Source organism: Streptomyces sp. NPDC048506 (assembly GCF_040651315.1).
In the GTDB taxonomy this organism is placed as follows: Bacteria; Actinomycetota; Actinomycetes; order Streptomycetales; family Streptomycetaceae; genus Streptomyces.
Genome location: NZ_JBEZIX010000003.1, coordinates 75,182 through 91,662, shown reverse-complemented (window position 1 = coordinate 91,662; position 16,481 = coordinate 75,182). Strand labels below are relative to the sequence as shown.

General features: G+C 73.2%; 15 protein-coding genes. 9 read left to right on the top strand and 6 right to left on the bottom strand.

Going from position 1 to position 16,481, the window contains the following annotated elements:
* Window position 1: 1 nt before the first annotated feature.
* Window positions 2-1,558 (bottom strand): ATP-binding protein, encoded by a 1,557-nt coding sequence (locus tag AB0C96_RS03045; RefSeq protein WP_362913048.1) that lies wholly within the window; start codon window positions 1,556-1,558, stop codon window positions 2-4.
* A gap of 828 nt (window positions 1,559-2,386) precedes the next feature.
* Between AB0C96_RS03045 and AB0C96_RS03040 the strand changes: the two genes are divergently transcribed.
* Window positions 2,387-2,650, top strand: a complete 264-nt coding sequence (locus tag AB0C96_RS03040) for a GNAT family N-acetyltransferase (RefSeq protein ID WP_362913046.1) — start codon at window positions 2,387-2,389, stop codon at window positions 2,648-2,650.
* Between the two features lie 57 nt (window positions 2,651-2,707).
* On the opposite strand, the gene AB0C96_RS03035 is transcribed toward AB0C96_RS03040, so the two are convergent.
* On the bottom strand, window positions 2,708-3,628 hold the full coding sequence (locus AB0C96_RS03035) for a LysR substrate-binding domain-containing protein (RefSeq protein WP_362913044.1): 921 nt from the start codon (window positions 3,626-3,628) through the stop codon (window positions 2,708-2,710).
* A 125-nt stretch (window positions 3,629-3,753) separates the two neighbouring features.
* On the opposite strand from AB0C96_RS03035, the gene AB0C96_RS03030 reads away from it, so the two are divergent.
* Both AB0C96_RS03030 and AB0C96_RS03025 read left to right on the top strand, forming a co-directional pair.
* A complete protein-coding gene (locus AB0C96_RS03030; protein WP_362913042.1) occupies window positions 3,754-4,920 on the top strand; it encodes a diaminopropionate ammonia-lyase in 1,167 nt (388 codons plus the stop codon).
* Window positions 4,914-5,534 (top strand): LysE family translocator, encoded by a 621-nt coding sequence (locus AB0C96_RS03025; RefSeq protein ID WP_362913040.1) that lies wholly within the window; start codon window positions 4,914-4,916, stop codon window positions 5,532-5,534. The genes AB0C96_RS03030 and AB0C96_RS03025 overlap by 7 nt, the downstream gene beginning before the upstream one ends.
* Window positions 5,535-5,581: 47 nt before the next feature.
* Here the strand turns inward: AB0C96_RS03025 and AB0C96_RS03020 are convergent, their stop codons facing one another.
* From AB0C96_RS03020 to AB0C96_RS03005, 4 genes are read right to left on the bottom strand one after another with little or no spacing between them, the layout of a single operon-like run.
* A complete protein-coding gene (locus AB0C96_RS03020) occupies window positions 5,582-6,742 on the bottom strand; it encodes an XdhC/CoxI family protein (protein ID WP_362913038.1) in 1,161 nt (386 codons plus the stop codon).
* Entirely contained in the window at window positions 6,723-8,900 is a 2,178-nt protein-coding gene (locus AB0C96_RS03015; protein WP_362913036.1) for a xanthine dehydrogenase family protein molybdopterin-binding subunit, read from the bottom strand. The genes AB0C96_RS03020 and AB0C96_RS03015 overlap by 20 nt, the downstream gene beginning before the upstream one ends.
* On the bottom strand, window positions 8,900-9,901 hold the full coding sequence (locus AB0C96_RS03010; RefSeq protein ID WP_362913034.1) for a xanthine dehydrogenase family protein subunit M: 1,002 nt from the start codon (window positions 9,899-9,901) through the stop codon (window positions 8,900-8,902). The genes AB0C96_RS03015 and AB0C96_RS03010 overlap by 1 nt, the downstream gene beginning before the upstream one ends.
* Entirely contained in the window at window positions 9,898-10,506 is a 609-nt protein-coding gene (locus AB0C96_RS03005; protein ID WP_362913032.1) for a 2Fe-2S iron-sulfur cluster-binding protein, read from the bottom strand. Before AB0C96_RS03005 ends, AB0C96_RS03010 begins: the two co-directional genes overlap by 4 nt.
* A gap of 373 nt (window positions 10,507-10,879) precedes the next feature.
* Here AB0C96_RS03005 and AB0C96_RS03000 point away from each other — a divergent pair, with 373 nt between their 5' ends.
* The 6 genes from AB0C96_RS03000 to AB0C96_RS02975 all read left to right on the top strand — a co-directional run bounded on the left by AB0C96_RS03000 (window position 10,880) and on the right by AB0C96_RS02975 (window position 16,474).
* Window positions 10,880-11,482 (top strand): TetR/AcrR family transcriptional regulator, encoded by a 603-nt coding sequence (locus AB0C96_RS03000; protein ID WP_362913030.1) that lies wholly within the window; start codon window positions 10,880-10,882, stop codon window positions 11,480-11,482.
* Window positions 11,483-12,051: 569 nt separating this feature from the next.
* Window positions 12,052-14,223, top strand: coding sequence for an RNA polymerase recycling motor ATPase HelR (helR, locus tag AB0C96_RS02995; RefSeq protein WP_362913028.1), 2,172 nt, complete (start codon window positions 12,052-12,054; stop codon window positions 14,221-14,223).
* Window positions 14,224-14,353: 130 nt separating this feature from the next.
* On the top strand, window positions 14,354-14,554 hold the full coding sequence (locus tag AB0C96_RS02990; RefSeq protein WP_362913026.1) for a hypothetical protein: 201 nt from the start codon (window positions 14,354-14,356) through the stop codon (window positions 14,552-14,554).
* Window positions 14,551-15,234 carry an ATP-binding cassette domain-containing protein gene (locus AB0C96_RS02985; RefSeq protein ID WP_362913024.1) on the top strand — a complete coding sequence of 228 codons (684 nt, stop codon included), beginning with the start codon at window positions 14,551-14,553 and terminating at the stop codon, window positions 15,232-15,234. Before AB0C96_RS02990 ends, AB0C96_RS02985 begins: the two co-directional genes overlap by 4 nt.
* Window positions 15,231-15,896 (top strand): energy-coupling factor transporter transmembrane protein EcfT, encoded by a 666-nt coding sequence (locus AB0C96_RS02980; RefSeq protein ID WP_362913022.1) that lies wholly within the window; start codon window positions 15,231-15,233, stop codon window positions 15,894-15,896. Before AB0C96_RS02985 ends, AB0C96_RS02980 begins: the two co-directional genes overlap by 4 nt.
* A gap of 20 nt (window positions 15,897-15,916) precedes the next feature.
* Window positions 15,917-16,474: a biotin transporter BioY gene (locus AB0C96_RS02975; protein WP_362913020.1), complete on the top strand. Its 558-nt coding sequence runs from the start codon at window positions 15,917-15,919 to the stop codon at window positions 16,472-16,474.
* Window positions 16,475-16,481 lie beyond the last annotated feature (7 nt).

Here is a 16,481-nt window from a genome sequence, read left to right as displayed (position 1 = left end):
GTCATTCACCCTTGTCTGACGTGTCGTTGCTGGTACGGGCGGGTGCCGATGTCCGCCGTTCGCCGGAGAGGCCACTGTGCAGTTCGGCCATCCAGACACCGGGGGCCGGTTCTTCGTGCGCGGTCTCCGCCGGGCCCGGCCTGGCCGGCGCCGCCTTGCGGGCCGGGTTCGGAGCGCGTCGGCGCCGCTGCGGCAGTCCGCTGGCCGTCACGCTGGTGACGGCGGTCTCCTCCTCGGCGCGGCCGCGTTCCACCACGGCGTGCGAGCCGGTGTCCGCCACCATGACCGGTGGTTCGGGGTGCTCGATCGGGGTGTAGTCGGGCAGCGGGGCGGCGGGCGGCGCGGGGCGGCGCGGTGTCGTACGCGGGCCCGAGGCGGCGCCGATGCCGTGTGCCCGGCCCGGTGCCGGCGCGGTGGTGATCGATGCCTTCGGCACGCTCAACACGGCACGCACTCCCCCGTAGGCCGAGGGCGGCAGCGACACCTGGAAGTCGTAGGCGCGCGCCAGGCGGCCGACCACTGCGAGTCCCAGACGCGGCGACTCACCGAGGTCCTTGAGGTCGATTCCGGCCTGGGCCTCGGTCAGCATCCGCTCGGCCCGGGCCCGCGCCTCCTCGCTGAGGCCGATGCCGCCGTCCTCGATCTCGATGGCGATGCCCATGTGCACCTCCACCGCGGTCAGGTGGACCCGGGTCTTGGGCGGCGAGTAGCGGGTGGCGTTGTCCAGCAGCTCGGCCAGGGCGTGGATGAGCGGCTCGACGGACGGTCCTACGATGGCGACGTCCGCGACGGAGTGCAGTTCCACCCGCTGGTAGTCCAGGATCCGGGACATCGCACCGCGCAGCACGCTGTAGAGCGGCACGGGCTTGCTCCACTGACGTCCCGGCCGGGCACCACTGAGGACGGCGATGCTGTCCGCCAGGCGTCCGATGAGCGCCGTGCCGTGGTCGAGCCGGAGCAGGTCGGCGAAGAACGCCGGCTCCTGGCCGTGCCGGTCCTCCATGGCGCGCAGGTCCGTCGCCTGCTGGTGCACGATGGCCTGGACGCGACGGGCGACGTTGACCACACCGCGCTGCGCGGAGTCGCGCATGCTCTCCTCGGCCTGCACCGCCTCGACCACCGAACGCAGCAGTGCCTCGTGCGCCGCCCGGAACTGCGGGCTGAGCCCGTGGTCGGCGACGGTGAGGGACGCGAGGACGTCCTCGGCGAACTCGCCTTCCTGGAGCCTGTTGACGGCCACCGGCAGCTGCTGCTCGGCGAGGCGGGTCGTGGCCACCTCCTGCTGCCGCAGGTGCTGGAGGAGCTGGGCCTCCCGCTCGGCGGCCTCGGCGCGCACCGTGGACAGGGCCTGGCCTCGCCGTGCCGCCACCATCGACACGAGGGCGATGACCCCCGTGGCGATCGCACCGCACCAGATCACCGCGCCCGTGGCTGCGGCCGGCACGAGCGCCCCGGCGACCGCAGTCGCCACGGCGGCCGCGGCCGCGGGTGCGGACCACGCCGCAACGGAGCCGGAATGCGAGCCTCCGGGTGACGACGCAGTACGAACCATCAGCATCCTCAATCGTGGGGGCCTACATGACGCCAGGGACGCGGCGCAGCGGAGGACGATACCCGTCCCGCACACCCACCCGTCCGAGGCGGCAACAAACTCATGAGCCGAGAACACGGGCATTGCTCACGCCGTGCACTCAACTGATAGCACTATAACCGGAATTGATCACTACTCATACGCATGATGCCCGGGCTCCGGCCATCCCTGACCGAGACGGCCGTCACACAGACCGCAGCCGAACATCAACGCTCCGTCAACACTCCGAGGAATGCGGCCACTTCGACCACACCGCCGGATGACCGTCCGCATACCCCCGCCACCTGGCCCTCCCCGCGACAGACACACCCGCGCGCCCGCCGCGCCGCCCTCTCGGGACACCCTCGCACCGACTGCGCTCCGTAACGCCGTCACATCCGTGCACATCGCGGCAAATCCGCGACAACTGATACGCACCCCTGATGCCGACCACCGCCGACGCACCACACCACGCAGCGTCCATTTTTCAACCAACCGCAATCAATTTTTCATCAATCCCTCGGCGCCGCACCCTCACGCCCACCTCTCCGGCGCACGGCAGACGCCGGTCCACGCCCGATGTCGTAATATGCGCGGCCATCCTGTGTCCCTTACTCGGGGAGGTTCGATGCTTCCGGAACTCGTCCGGATCCGGGTGTCCGGCTGGGCCGTGTCACGAAGGACGCCGCGGCCCACCGAACGGCCCTGGGGTCTCTACATCGCGGTGGGCAGACCCGACATCGTGGGCCGCCATGTGCTGCCCGACGGACAGGAGTCCGCGGTGCGCCGGGCCGCCGCCTCGGTGACCACCTCCATGTGCACGACGCGGCGGGCGAGTTGGCCGCTCAGGGACAGATGGCCGTCCTCGGGGACGCCACGATCGTCGACCGCGTCGGCACCCAGGAGGCTCACCGGCGCCGCGGCCTGGGCAACTTCGTGATGCGCGCCCTCGCCGATCACGCGGTGGACAGGGGCGCGACGCTCGGCGTCCTCGGAGCCACCGACGCGGGGCGGGCCCTGTACGAGACGCTGGGCTGGACGGTGCAGGCGCCGCTGGCGGCGTGCGTCCACCGCCCGTAGGCCCGCGCCGCCGGTCGGCCATCGGGGAGGCCGGCGGGCCGCCGACCCGCCCCGACCTCACGGCCCGGTCGGCCCGCCGACCTCGGCAGTGGCCCGCCGGAGTGCCTCTCGGCAGCCGCGGATGGCGGGATGCCGGCTGCGGCCGCGGCGCACCGCGGTGAAGATCCTGCGGGCCCGCTGGCCGCGCGGGAGCTGCCGCAGCGGGACGGTCGGCGGCGCCCCGCTCCAGACGAGGTCGGGGAGCAGGGCGGCGGCGTGGCCCCGCTCGACGAGGCGGAGGTGGAGCAGGAGGTCGGTGGTCTCGAAACGTACGTCGGGTTCGAAGCCGGCGTTGCGGCACAGGGTCATGGCCCAGTGCCGGGCCGCCGTACCCTCCGGTTCCATCACCCAGGGGTGATCGGCGAGCGAGCGGAGCGCAGCCGTCGGGCCGTCCGCGTCACCCGCCGGCCCGGGCAGTGCGAGGCGCAGGGGGTCCTGGAGCAGGTCCTCTTGTTCCAGTTCGGCGGGGCGGGGGTTGGGGTTTCCCGGGTACTCCTCGGCGATGACCAGGTCGAAGTCGCGGGCCTGCAACGCCGGCAGGGCGTGTTCCGGTTCCAGCTGCGTGACGTGGATCCGTAGGCCGGGGTGGAGGTCGCGGAGCAGGCTCAGCGCACTGGGCACCAGGGCGAGGGCGGCCGTCTGGAACGTGGCCAGGCGCAGGGTCCCGGTGAGGTCGCTCAGCGAGGTGGCGATGTCGGCCTCGGCGCGTTCCAACCGCTCCAGCACCGCCTCGGTGTGCGCGACCAGGATCTCCGCCTGCGGGGTGAGGCGGACCCGTCGCCCGACGGGTTCGAGCAGCGCGACGCCCACCTCCGACTCCAGCTGGGAGAGCTGCTGGGAGACGGAGGAGGGGCTGTAGGAGAGCGCGGCGGCGACGGCCGCGAGCGTCCCGCGGTGCTTGAGCTCGCGCAGCAGGCGCAGACGGTGCAGGTCGAACATCGGCAGGCGCTCCTCCTCGTCGCGAAGGCCGTGGGTCGGCCCGTTCGATCGGCCGGGTTTTCCGATGAATATAGGTCGGAAACATTCGCTGGACCGAGGGAAGGGCCGGGCCGCACGCTGGTGGCATGGCTGAGAACACACCGTCCCTCCCCACGCCGCCGTGGTTCGCGCGTCCCGCCGCCCGGCACTGGTCCTGTCCGCCACCGCCCGCGAAGGTCCGGGACTTCCACGCCGGGCTGCCCGGGTACGCCCCCACACCGCTGACCGAACTGGCACCCCTGGCACGGGAGTTGGGGGTAGGTCGGGTGTTCGTCAAGGACGAGTCGGCGCGGCTGGGGCTGCCCGCCTTCAAGGCCCTGGGCGCGACCTGGGCGGTGCACCGGGCGCTCGCCGAACGGGCGGCCGCGGGCGGTGCGGCGGCGACCGCACCGGCGACGCTGGTCACCGCCACCGACGGCAACCACGGCCGGGCGGTGGCCCGTACGGCCCGGCTGCTCGGGCAGCGCGCCCGGGTGTTCGTGCCGCAGGGCGTGCACCCCGCGGCCGTGGCGGCCATCGCCGCCGAGGAGGCCGAGGTCATCGAGGTGGCGGGGAGCTACGACGACGCCGTGCGGCGGGCCGCGGAGGCGGCGGCCGGGCCCGACGCGGTCCTGGTGCAGGACACCGCATGGCCGGGCTACGAGCGGATACCGGGCTGGATCGTGGAGGGCTACGCCACCCTCTGCGGCGAGATCGACGCCCAGCTCCTGGCCGCCGGTGCCGGGTCGCCCGGACTCGTCGCCGTACCGGTGGGCGTGGGGGCGCTGGCCCAGGCCGTCGTCACGCACTACCGCAGCCGCCCGGCAGGGCCGGCGCCGGCCCTGCTGGCGGTGGAACCCGAGACCGCGGCCTGTGTGCTGACGAGCCTGACCCGCGGGGAGCCGGTGAGCATCACCACCGGCGACACGATCATGGCCGGGCTGAACTGCGGCACCCCGTCCAGCCTCGCCTGGCCGGTGCTGCGGGACGGGCTGGACGCCGCCGTGGCGGTCACCGACGACGACGGCGCCCGTGCGGCGGGTGACCTGGCCGCCCTGGGGGTGTCCGCGGGCCCGTGCGGTGCCGCCTCGCTCGCCGGGGTACGGGCCGCGCTCAGCGGGGACGGCGCGGACGACCGGCGCAGCGCGCTGGGGCTCGGGCCCGCCTCGACGGTGGTGCTCCTGGTCACCGAAGGCGCCGCCGCCAATCCCCGGTCGCTCTCCGGTCGTGGTGCCGATGCCCCCGCCCCCGACGGGCAGACCGACGCATGCTGACGCAGTTCGTCGCGGCGGCCGGGGTACTCGGTCTGCTGACCGTCGTGCCCGGACCGGACATGGCGATGGTCACCCAACGCACCCTCGCCACGGGGTCCGCGGACGGGCTGCGGACGGTGGGCGGCATCGCCGTCGGGCTGCTGGCCTGGGGCGCGCTGACCGTGGCGGGACTCGCGGCGGTGCTGGCCGCCTCCCCGGCGGCCTATCTGGCCGTCAAACTGCTGGGGGCCGGCTACCTGGTGCTCCTGGGAGTGCAGGGGCTCCGGCAGCACCGCCGTGCCGTCCCGCGGCCCGCTGCCGGCGGCGTACGGACCACCGGAAGCCCCTGGCGCACGGGCCTGGTCGGCAACCTCCTCAACCCGAAGATCGCGGTCTTCTACACCGGGCTGCTGCCGACCCTGGCCCCGGACGGGATGCCCGGCGCACCGGCCATGGCGCTGCTGGTCCTCCTCCACACCGCGCTGACGCTGGTCTGGTTGGGCAGCTGTGTGCTGCTGCTGTCCAGGGCCGGGGCGGTGCTGGGCGGGCCGCGGTTCCGCCGTGCTCTCGGGCGGAGCACCGCGGTCGTCCTGATCGGCCTGGGCGTCGCGGTCGCGGCCTGCGGGGTTCCCTGACGACGCCCGGGTCTCCCGTCACACGGGGGCGGTCCGCGGGCGGCAGCTCAACGGCCGGCGAACGAACGGTGCGGCGGCGGGGTTCGCCGGTCGTCCACGTCGTGGTGGATCGGCCTGGGCGAGCCGCTCAGCGGGCTGCCGGTGCCGCCGCGTCGGGCCGCTATGATCTCGGCCGCGATGGACACGGCGGTCTCCTCGGGCGTCCGGGCGCCGAGGTCGAGGCCGATCGGCGAGTGGAGACGGGCCAGTTCGGCCGCGCTGACACCGGCCTCGCGGAGCCTGCGGTTGCGGTCCTCGTGGGTGCGCCGAGAGCCCATCGCGCCGACGAAGGCGACCGGCAGCCGCAGGGCCGCCACCAGCAGCGGCACATCGAACTTGGCGTCGTGGGTGAGCACGCACAGCACCGTCCTGGCGTCGGTCTCGGTGCGCTCGAGGTAGCGGTGCGGCCAGTCCACCACGATCTCGTCGGCCTCCGGGAAGCGCTCCCGTGTGGCGAAGACCGGGCGGGCATCGCACACGGTGACGCGGTAGCCGAGGAGCGAGCCGGTCCGCACCAGTGCCGCGGCGAAGTCGATGGCACCGAAGACGATCATGCGGGGCGGCGGCACGTTCGACTCGACGAACAGGGTCAGGTCCGCCGCGCAGTGCGCTCCCCGCTCCGAGACGTCGACGGTGCCGGTGCGCCCCGCGTCCAGCAGGGCGTGGGACGCGTTCACCGCCGCGCGGTCCAGCTCCGGCGACCCGCCGAGTCCGCCTTCGTACGCGCCGTCGGGGTGGACGAGCAGTGGCCTGCCGAGCAGTTCGGCGGGGCCCCGGACCACCCGGGCGAGGGCCACCGCCGCGCCCTGGGCGGCGGCCGACAGCGCCGCGGCGATCGCCGCCCTGCCGGGCGCCTCTGCGCTCACCGGCGTGACCAGGACCTCGATCGTTCCGCCGCAGGTCAGCCCCACCGCGAAGGCGTCCTCGTCGCTGTAGCCGAACCGTTCGAGCCGCACCGTGCCGTCCCGCAGTGCCTGGGTGCACAGGTCGTACACCGCCGCTTCCACACAACCACCGGAGACCGAGCCGACGGCCTCGCCCCGGCTGTCGACGGCGAGCGCGGCGCCGGGATCGCGCGGTGCGCTGCCGCCGACGTGCACGACGGTGGCGACGGCGAAGTCCCGGCCCTGCGCGACCCACCGGTGCAGCTCAGCGGCGATGTCCAGCATTCCGCTCTCCCACGGTTCCCTCTGCGGCTCCCGCCAGCAGTACGCGGTCGGGCCGGATCGGCAGGTGGCGGTGGCGGACACCGGTGGCGTGCCAGACCGCGTTGGCGATCGCCGCCGCGGCCCCCACGATGCCGATCTCGCCGATCCCTTTGATGCCGACCGGGTCGCCGTCGATCGGGTCGTCCACCCAGTCCGCCTCGATCAACGGTACGTCGGCGTGTGCGGCGACGTGGTAGCCCGCGAGGTCGGCGCCGACGTGGCCGCCCGACACCCGGTCCCGGATCGCCTCCTCGTGCAGCGCCATGGACAGGCCCCAGACCATGCCGCCGATGAGCTGGCTGCGCGCGGTGAGCGGATTGACGATCCGGCCCGCGGCGAAGATCCCGAGCATCCGCCGCACCCGGACCTCACCGCTGGTGACGTCCACGGCGACCTCGGCGAACTGCGCCCCGAAGGAGTGCCGTTCCTGCGCGGTCAGTGCGCCGACGGCCTCGGTGGTGTCCGACCGCACGGTGATCCCCTGCGGGGGAATGCCACCGCCGAGGGCCAGCTTCTCCCGCAGTTCGCGCGCCGCGGTGATCACGGCCCACGACCAGGAGCGGGTGCCCATCGAGCCGCCGGCGATCCAGGCCCGGCCGAAGTCGCTGTCCGCGATCCGCACCCGGATCCGGTCCGGTGGCACCTCCAGCGCATCCGCGGCGACCAGGGCCAGCGCGGTCCGCGCCCCGGTGCCGACGTCCGCAGCGGTGATCCGGACGGTGAAGCCGCCGTCCGGCTCCGCCGTCACGGCCGCGGTGGACGCGGCGACGCCCGAGGGGTAGGTGGCCGCCGCCGTACCGGTCCCGAGCAGCCAGCGTCCGTCACGGCGGATACCAGGGCGCGGTTCCCGGTCCGCCCAGCCGAACCTGCGGGCGCCCTCCTCGAAGCAGGCGAGCAGGTTGCGGCTGCTGAACGGCAGCCCGGAGACCGGCCCGACGACCGGTTCGTTGCGGGCGCGCAGCGCGATCGGGTCGACCCCGCACCGCTCGGCGAGTTCGTCGAGGGCGGACTCCAGCGCGAACGAGCCCGGGGCCTCCCCCGGCGCGCGCATCCAGGTCGGGCTCGGCACGTCGAGCGCGACGACGCGGTGGACGGTGTGGTGTGCGTCGGCGTCGTACATCACCCGGCCGGCCGTCGCGCTCTGCTCGACGAACTCGTGCACCGTCGAGGTGGCGTTCAGCGCCTGGTGGTCGATCGCGCGCAGCCGGCCGTCCGGGTCGGCGCCGAGCCTGATCCGCTGCGCGGTGGGGCTCCGGTAGCCGACCAGCGAGAACATCTGACGACGCGTCAGCACGACCCGCACCGGTCGGTGCAGCACGGTCGCGGCCATCACGGCGGCCACCTGGTGCGGGTGCACGCCCTTGGAGCCGAAGGCGCCGCCGACGTGCTCGGACCGCACCCGGACCGCCGTCGGGTCGAGGGAGAACAGCATCGCGAGCTCCTCCGCCACCCACCTGCTGCCCTGGTTGGAGTCGACGACCTCCAGCCGGCCGTCGTCCCAGTGCGCCGTGGCGGCATGCGGCTCCATGGAGCTGTGGTGCTCCTCCGGTGTGGTGTACTCCGCCTCCACGACGACGGCGGACGCGGCGAGTTCGGCTTCGAGGGCGCCCTTCCGCATCGCCAGGCCGGGCGGGTTCTCCGGCGTGTAGCCGCCCGGACGCCCGGCGGAGAACGCGACGTCGTGCGGTTCCCGGTCGTACTGGACCACCAGCGCCTCGGCGGCCTCCCGGGCCTGCTCGGACGTCTCGGCGACCACCAGCGCCACCGGCCAGCCGGCGCTCGGCACGCGGTCGTCCCGGAAGAGCGTGATGGTGGGGTCGGGCCGCCCCAGCGGCCCGGTGTAGTCCCCGTCGACGCGCGGGGCGTTGCCGTGGTGCAGGACGGCCAGGACCCCGGGCATCGCCAGTACGGGTCCGGACTCCACGGACCGGATGCGGCCCCGGGCGGTGTCGGACAACACCAGCCAGCCGTGGGCGAGTTCGGCGAACGGGATCTCGCCCGCGTAGCGCGCCGCTCCGGTGACCTTGGCCAGGCCCTCCACGCGGGTGTGCGCGGTGCCGACGGCCCCCGTCACCGCGGTGGTTCCCGCGGTCGCGGCGGTGGTCGCGGTGGTGGTCATCAGGCGGCCTCCTCGGTGAGCTCGGTGAGCAGGGCGACGACGAGGTTGCGCATCAGCGTCACCTTGTAGCGGTTGTCGGGCAGCGCCTCGGCGGCTGCCAGTTCGGCGTCCGCGGCGGCGGCGAACGCCTCGGCGTCGGCCGGCCCCCCGGTGAGCAGCCGCTCGGCCTCCCGGGCGCGCCACGGCCGGGAGGCCACCGCGCCGAAGGCGAGCCGTACGTCGCGGACGACGGCCCCGTCGCCGGTCCGGCCGATGTCGAGAGCCGCGGCGATCGAGCCGATCGCGAAGGCGTACGACGCGCGCTCGCGCACCTTCCGGTAGCGGGAGGTGACGGCGACCGGGGCCGGCGGCAGGGTGACGCCGGTGATCAGCGCGCCGGCGGGCAGCGCGGTCTCCCGGTGCGGGGTGTCGCCCACGGGCAGGTAGAAGTCGTCCAGCGACAACTCCCCGGCCCCGTCCACCGTTTCGTACGACACCACGGCGTCGAAGGCGGAGAGCGCCACACCCATGTCCGAGGGGTGGACGGCCACGCAGTGCGCGGAGGCGCCGAGGATCGCGTGGTTGCGGTGCTCGCCAGCGGAGGCCGGGCAGCCGCTGCCGGGGACCCGCTTGTTGCAGGGCTTCGTCACGTCCGTGAAGTAGCCGCACCGCGTACGCTGCAACAGGTTCCCACCGACCGTGGCCATGTTGCGCAGCTGGCCCGAGGCACCGGCCAGTACGGCCTGGGCCAACGCCGGGTACCTGCGGCGCACTTCGGGATGGGCGGCGAGGTCGCTGTGGGTGACGGTCGCGCCGATGCGCAGCCCGCCCCCGTCCGTGACCTCGATCCGGTCGAGCGGCAACTCCCGGACGTCGATGAGCAGCCCGGGCCGCTCCACCCCGGCCTTCATCAGGTCGACGAGGTTGGTGCCGCCGCCGAGCAGCCGCGCTCCGGGCTCGGCGTCGAGCAGGGCCACCACCCCCTGGACGTCGGACACCCGCTGATAGCCGAACTCCCTCATGCCGTCGCCTCCGCGCCCGCCGCTCCCACGGCGTACTCCGCCTCGTTCCCCGGATCTCTTCGAGCACCGGTTCGTGCCTCGGCCTCGGCCGCCCGGGCGACCGCCTGGACTATCGCCACATACGCGCCGCAGCGGCAGAGGTTGCCGCTCATCCGCTCCCGGATCTCCGCCGCGGTCAGCGGCGGCGCTCCCGCTTCGGGCCGTACGTCGGCGGTCGCGGCGCTCGGCCAACCGGCCGCGTGCTCCTCGATGACGGCGATGGCCGAACAGATCTGTCCCGGCGTGCAGTAGCCGCACTGGTATCCGTCGAGGTCGAGGAAGGCCTGCTGGACCGGGTGCAGCCGTTCGCCGTCCGCCACGCCCTCGATGGTGGTGATCTCCCGCCCTTCGGCGGCCACCGCGAGCTGGAGGCAGGAGACGGCCCGGCGCCCGTCGAGCAGGACCGTGCACGCGCCGCACTGGCCGTGGTCACAGCCCTTCTTGGTGCCGGTCAGATCGAGACGCTCGCGCAGCGCGTCGAGCAGGGTGGTGCGGTGGTCGACGGGCAGCGTGTACTTCTCGCCGTTGACGTGCAAGGTGATGGCGCTGGACGTCGATGGGGCCATGAGCAGCCTTCTTTCGCGTAGGGGCGCGCGGCCGGGCTTCGGGGCGGGCCTGCTGCCGGCGTGGGCGACCACGGGGGCGATCAGGCTGTCGTGCGGGCGCTGTCGTGCGGGAGCGGGACGATCGAGCGGGTCGAGTCCGGCGGGCGGTTCGAGCGGAGACGGTGCGGAGCGACGTCGGTGGGGCACCGGCGACGGGCGCGGTGGGCGACATACCGGACGGCGGCGCCGGTCGTGGGTCGACCGGCCGTCCACAGCGGATGCATCTGCCGCTATGGTGGGCCTAACCGGACAACTGTCCGGCACCTTCAAACGTACCGGACAGCTGTCCGCTTATCAAGAGCGGCTCCGGTCGCGATTCCCGGCGGGAGGACGAGTGCACCAGAGGAAAGACGCACCACTGCGCTCGGACGCACAGCGGAATCGCGCCCGCATCCTGGACGTGGCGCTGGCGGAACTGACGCACTGCGCCGACGCCCCGCTGAGCGCGATCGCCAAGAAGGCAGGCGTCGGGCAGGGCACCTTCTACCGCAACTTCCCCAATCGCGAGGCACTCGTCCTGGAGGTCTACCGCCACGAGGTCCAGCAGGTCTACGACGCCGCGGCACACCTGTTGGAGACCCGCCCGCCCGAACGGGCCCTCCGGGAGTGGATGGACCGCCTCGCCCAGTACGCCATGGCCAAGGCCGGACTGGCCGACGCGATGCGCAGGGCCACCATCGCACGCGGCACCCTGGCCGGACTGGGTCACGGCCCGGTGACCGCGGCCGTCACCCTCCTGCTGACGGCGAACGAGGAGGCCGGCGCCATCCGCCCGGGAGTGACGTCCGACGACTTCCTGCTCGCCATCGCCGGCCTCTGGCAGATCGATCCGCACGGCGACTGGCAGCCACGCGCCGGGCGGCTCCTCGACCTCGTCATGGACGGCCTGCGGGCCGGCGCTCCCGGGCCCTCGGAAGAGACCGGTCGGCCGGCCTGACCGCGGGCCCGCAGACAGCCGAAGAGCGCCTCGGACCGCCGCCCCGCCGAGGGTGACTCGCCGCACCGCAACAGCACCAAGTCCGTACAGCACCGGGAGCGTTGGGAGCGGTGGGAACGCTGGGCCCGCGCGGCCTTCCACGGGAGGTCACGCCGCGGTTCCCGGGCCGGTGGGCGTCGAGCCCCGGGCCTGCCGTGCGGCGGATGTCGAGGGCGACGGCTCAAGTGTGGAGCCGGGGAGGGTGCGAACCTCAGGGCCGGTCCGTCACAACGGTCGATGGGGCACGCGAAGTTGCGCGCGGAAGAACCCACCCCTTGCCACTCTCAACGTATAGCGCACTGGGGGGCTTGCGGCAAGGCCCCGGTCATACCGCAGAATCGCTGACCGAGGCCAGAAGCTGCGGAAATGGGAGATTCACGAAGTGCGTTCGCTTTTGTCGTTCAATGGGTCATGCGGTGACGTCGGGCCGGAGGGGGGACTCGGGCTGCGGTTGCGGGCACCCGGCGCCGAGGTGCGGGAGTGCGCGCCGCGGGACCTCATGGGCGCGACCTCGGATCGGAGCTGGTGACATGAGCCCCCTGACCACCAGTGCCTTCGACCTTCCGGACCATCTCTCCCCCAAGGCCGACCCGTTGCTGATAGCCGGCGACGAGCAGCACTTCGCGGCCATCGCGGAGAGCCTTGAGCAGACGATCGCCGAACTCTCCGACCGCCTCGATGCCGAGCGCAGGGCACCCGGAGGAACCGGCCGGGCGGCGATGGACCGGGACGCGGAGATCCACCGGCTGACCGGTCGCCTGCGCGCCCTGCGTCGCTTCGGTCTGGACCTGTGCCTCGGACACATCGTCGGCGCGGACGACCCCGAGCCGGTGTACATCGGACGGCTCGGTCTCACCGACAGCACGGGGCGCCGGCTGCTGCTCGACTGGCGCTCCCCCGCGGCCGAGCCGTTCTTCGCGGCGACCCACGCCAACCCGATGGGGCTGACGAGCCGCCGCAGGTATCGCTGGACCCGCGGCCTGATCAGCGACTACTGGGACGAAGTGTTCACCGCCGACGGGCTTGAGGGGCACGCCGCACTGGACGACCAGTCCGCCTTCATCGCCAGCCTGGGCGGCAACCGTTCGGCCCGGATGCGGGACGTGCTCGCCACCATCCAGGCCGACCAGGACGCCGTCATCCGGGCGGGATCCCGCGGCGCCCTCGTCGTCGACGGCGGTCCGGGTACGGGGAAGACCGTCGTCGCGCTGCACCGCTCCGCCCACCTCCTGTACTCCGACCCTCGCCTCGGTCACCGTCGGGGCGGTGTGCTGTTCGTCGGTCCGCACCAGCCCTACCTGGCCTACGTCGCCGACGTCCTCCCCAGCCTCGGGGAGGAGGGCGTGCAGACCTGCACTCTGCGGGACCTCGTCGCCGAGGGAGCCGGAGCAGCGGTCGAGAGCGACCCGGACGTGGCCCGCCTGAAGTCGTCCGCGGACATGGTGAAGGCGATCGAGGCGGCCGTCAGGTTCTACGAGGAGCCGCCGGCAGAGGGGATGACGGTCACCACCGACTGGTCCGACATCTGGCTGAGCGCCGACGACTGGGCCGTGGCGTTCGAAGCGGCGGACCCCGGCACTCCGCACAACGAGGCGCGCGAGCAGATCTGGGAGGAGCTGGTCACGATCCTGCTGGACAAGTACGACGGCGAGGTCCCGCCCGAGCTGTTCCGCAGGTCGCTGCGGCAGGACGAAGAGCTGGTCACCACCCTCAACCGCGCCTGGCCGCTGCTCGAAGCGGCCGACCTCGTCGGAGACCTGTGGTCGGTGCCCGCCTACCTTCGGATGTGCGCTCCCTGGCTCAGCCGCGACGAGGTGCGCACGCTACAGCGCAAGGAAGCCCCGCAGGCCTGGACGGTGTCCGACCTGCCGCTCCTGGACGCGGCACGGCAGCGGCTCGGCGACCCGGATACGGCCCGGCGCAAGCTCCGACACAAGGCCGTCCTCGCCGCCCAACGCGAGCGCATGACGCAGGTCGTCGACAACCTGATCCAGGCCGCATCCGACTCCGGTGCCGACGGTGACGACGGCGAGGGCCTGGTGACGATGCTGCGCGGCCAGGACGCCCAGGTCAGCCTGGTCGACGAGTCCGAACTGCCCACCACCGCCCCGGACCTGCTCGCCGGCCCGTTCGCGCACGTCGTCGTGGACGAGGCCCAGGAACTGACCGACGCGGAGTGGCAGATGCTGCTGCTCCGGTGCCCGTCCCGGAGCTTCACCATCGTCGGGGACCGCGCCCAGGCCCGGCACGGGTTCACCGAGTCGTGGCAGGAACGGCTGGAGCGGGTCGGGCTCGACCGGATCGACCTGGCCTCCCTGAGCATCAACTACCGGACGCCGGAAGAGGTCATGGCGGAAGCCGAGCCGGCCATCCGAGCCGTGCTCCCGGACGCCAATGTGCCGACCTCCATCCGCAGCAGCGGCGTCCCGATCGTCCACGGATCCGTCGCGGATCTGGACTCGGTCCTCGACAGCTGGCTCACTGCGCACGACGACGGGATCGCCTGCGTCATCGGTGATCCCACGTTCCGCGCGACGCCTCGCGTCCGGTCGCTGACCCCGGAGCTAGCGAAGGGGCTCGAGTTCGACCTGGTCGTCCTCATCGACCCGGAGGCGTTCGGCGAGGGCGTCGAAGGAGCGGTCGACCGCTATGTGGCGATGACCCGGGCGACCCGGCAACTCGTCGTCCTCACCGGCTCCTGACGTCGACCACGGCGATGTGGCGGTCCGTCAGTACCGGGGTGCACGGGTTGATGTACGCGTTGGCGGCTGGGTACCGTGCTGTTCGCGCAGGCACAGGCAGCTGGTGACCATACGGGGAGAGCGGGGGTTCGTGCGGCAGCGAGTTCCGTTCTCGGACGTGGACATGGACGGCCATGTGCACAACGGGGTGTACTGCTCCTCCGCGGAGACCGCGATCAACGGGCTGCTCCCCGAGTCGGCCCGCGAGGCGCTCGCCGCCGTCCGCCCCCCGAACGCCCCGGACGCCCCGGCCGGGAACGGCGCACCGCGGCAGCGCACCGCAGGCCGGTGACCGTGCGCATCGCTCTGGACGGCGTGTCCGTACGCTTCGGCCCGCGCACGGTGCTGGACGCCCTCAGCATCGAGTTGACCGAGCAGCGCATCGGTGTGATCGGCGCCAACGGCTCCGGCAAGAGCACCTTCGCCCGGCTGCTCAACGGCCTGGTGCTGCCCAGCGAGGGCACCGTCCTGGTCGGGGGCCATGACACGGCGACGGAGGCCCGCCGGATCCGCCGGCAGGTCGGCTTCGTCTTCCAGAACCCGGACAACCAGATCGTCCTGCCCATAGTCGAGGAGGACCTGGCCTTCGGCCTGAGGAACACCGGTGTGCCCCGCAAGGAGATACCCGGCCGGATCCGCGAGCAGCTGCGGAGCCTCGGCATCGAGGCGCTGGCCGACCGGCCCGGTCACGCCCTGAGCGGGGGCGAGAAGCAACTCGTCGCGCTGGCCGCGGTGCTGGTCATGCGCCCGGGGACGGTGGTCTTCGACGAGCCGACCACCCTGCTGGACCTGCGCAACCGCAACCGCCTCCGCTCCGTGATCGCCGCCCTGCCCCAGCAGGCGGTGGTCCTCACCCACGACCTCGACCTGCTGACCGGCTACGACCGGGTGCTCGTCCTCGACCGGGGCCGCATCGTGTACGACGGCGAGCCGCGGAAGGCCGTGCCCTGGTACGTGGAGCGCTGCTCATGAGGGCGTCGCTGTACGTCCCGGGCGCTTCACCGCTGCATCGCGCGCCGGCCGGGTGGAAGCTGGCGGGGCTGCTGCTGTGCGGGGTGGCCGTGTTCCTCACCGCGTCCGTGTCCGCCCTCGGCCCCGCCGCCGCCCTCGCCCTGGTCCTGCTGCTGTCCGTACGGGCGCCCGGGGAGCAGCTGATCGGTCAACTCCGCGGCCCGCTCTGCCTGCTGGCCGTGGTGGTGGCGGTCGCCGCCCTGACCCAGTCGGTGCACACCGCGCTGGTCGTGGGGCTGCGGTTGGTCGTCCTGCTGCTGTCCGCGCTGAGCGTCACGCTCACCACCCGCACCTCGGAACTCCAGGGCGTGCTGGAGGCGGTGCTGCGGCCGTTGGACCGTGCCGGGCTGGTGAACGCGCCCGCGGTCGCGCTCGCCGTGTCGCTGGCGCTGCGCTTCGTCCCGGAGGTGTTCCGGCAGTTCCAGGACATCCGGGAGGCCCAGGCGGCGCGCGGACTGCGGGGCAATCCGGTCGCGCTGATCGTGCCGCTGGTCATCCGGGTGCTGAAGTCGGCGGAGGACATCGCGGCCGCCATCGACGCCCGTTGCTATCCGCCGGCCCGCGCCGACTCCCCTGCCCGTAAGGAACGGCTCGAACGGCTCAGCGGAAAGGCACCCGGATGACCGCACGCACCCGACGACTGATGAGTACCCAGGACATCGTCCTCATCGCCCTGTTCTGCGCGGTCGTCGTCGCGCTGGGGCTGGTCCCGCCGATCGCCATCGCGATCGTCCCGGTGCCGATCACCCTCCAGACGCTGGGGGTGATGCTCGCCGGTGCGGTGCTGGGTCCGGTGCGCGGCGCCTGCGCCTGTGCGCTGGTGGTGTTGTTGACGGTGCTCGGGCTGCCGGTGCTGGCCGGAGGTCGGGGCGGGCTGGGCGTGATCCCGGGGCCGACCGGCGGGTACCTGCTGGGCTGGATACCCGGCGCGTTCGTCACCGGTCTGCTGGTGAAGGGCGTGGCGACGCGGCTCACGGGGCGGGTCCCGCAGCTCGCCGGCTACTTCGCCGCCTGCGTCGCGGGCGGCCTCCTGGTCGTCTATGCGATCGGGGTCCCCTGGACGTCGTTCACCACCGGTCTCAGTATGGGGAAGGCCGCGGTCGGCGCCCTCTACTTCGCGGTCGGGGACACCCTGAAGGCGGTGGCGGCGGCCGCGGTGGCGCACAACGTACGACGCTCCCATCCGATCGAACCGAGGTGAGCGCGGA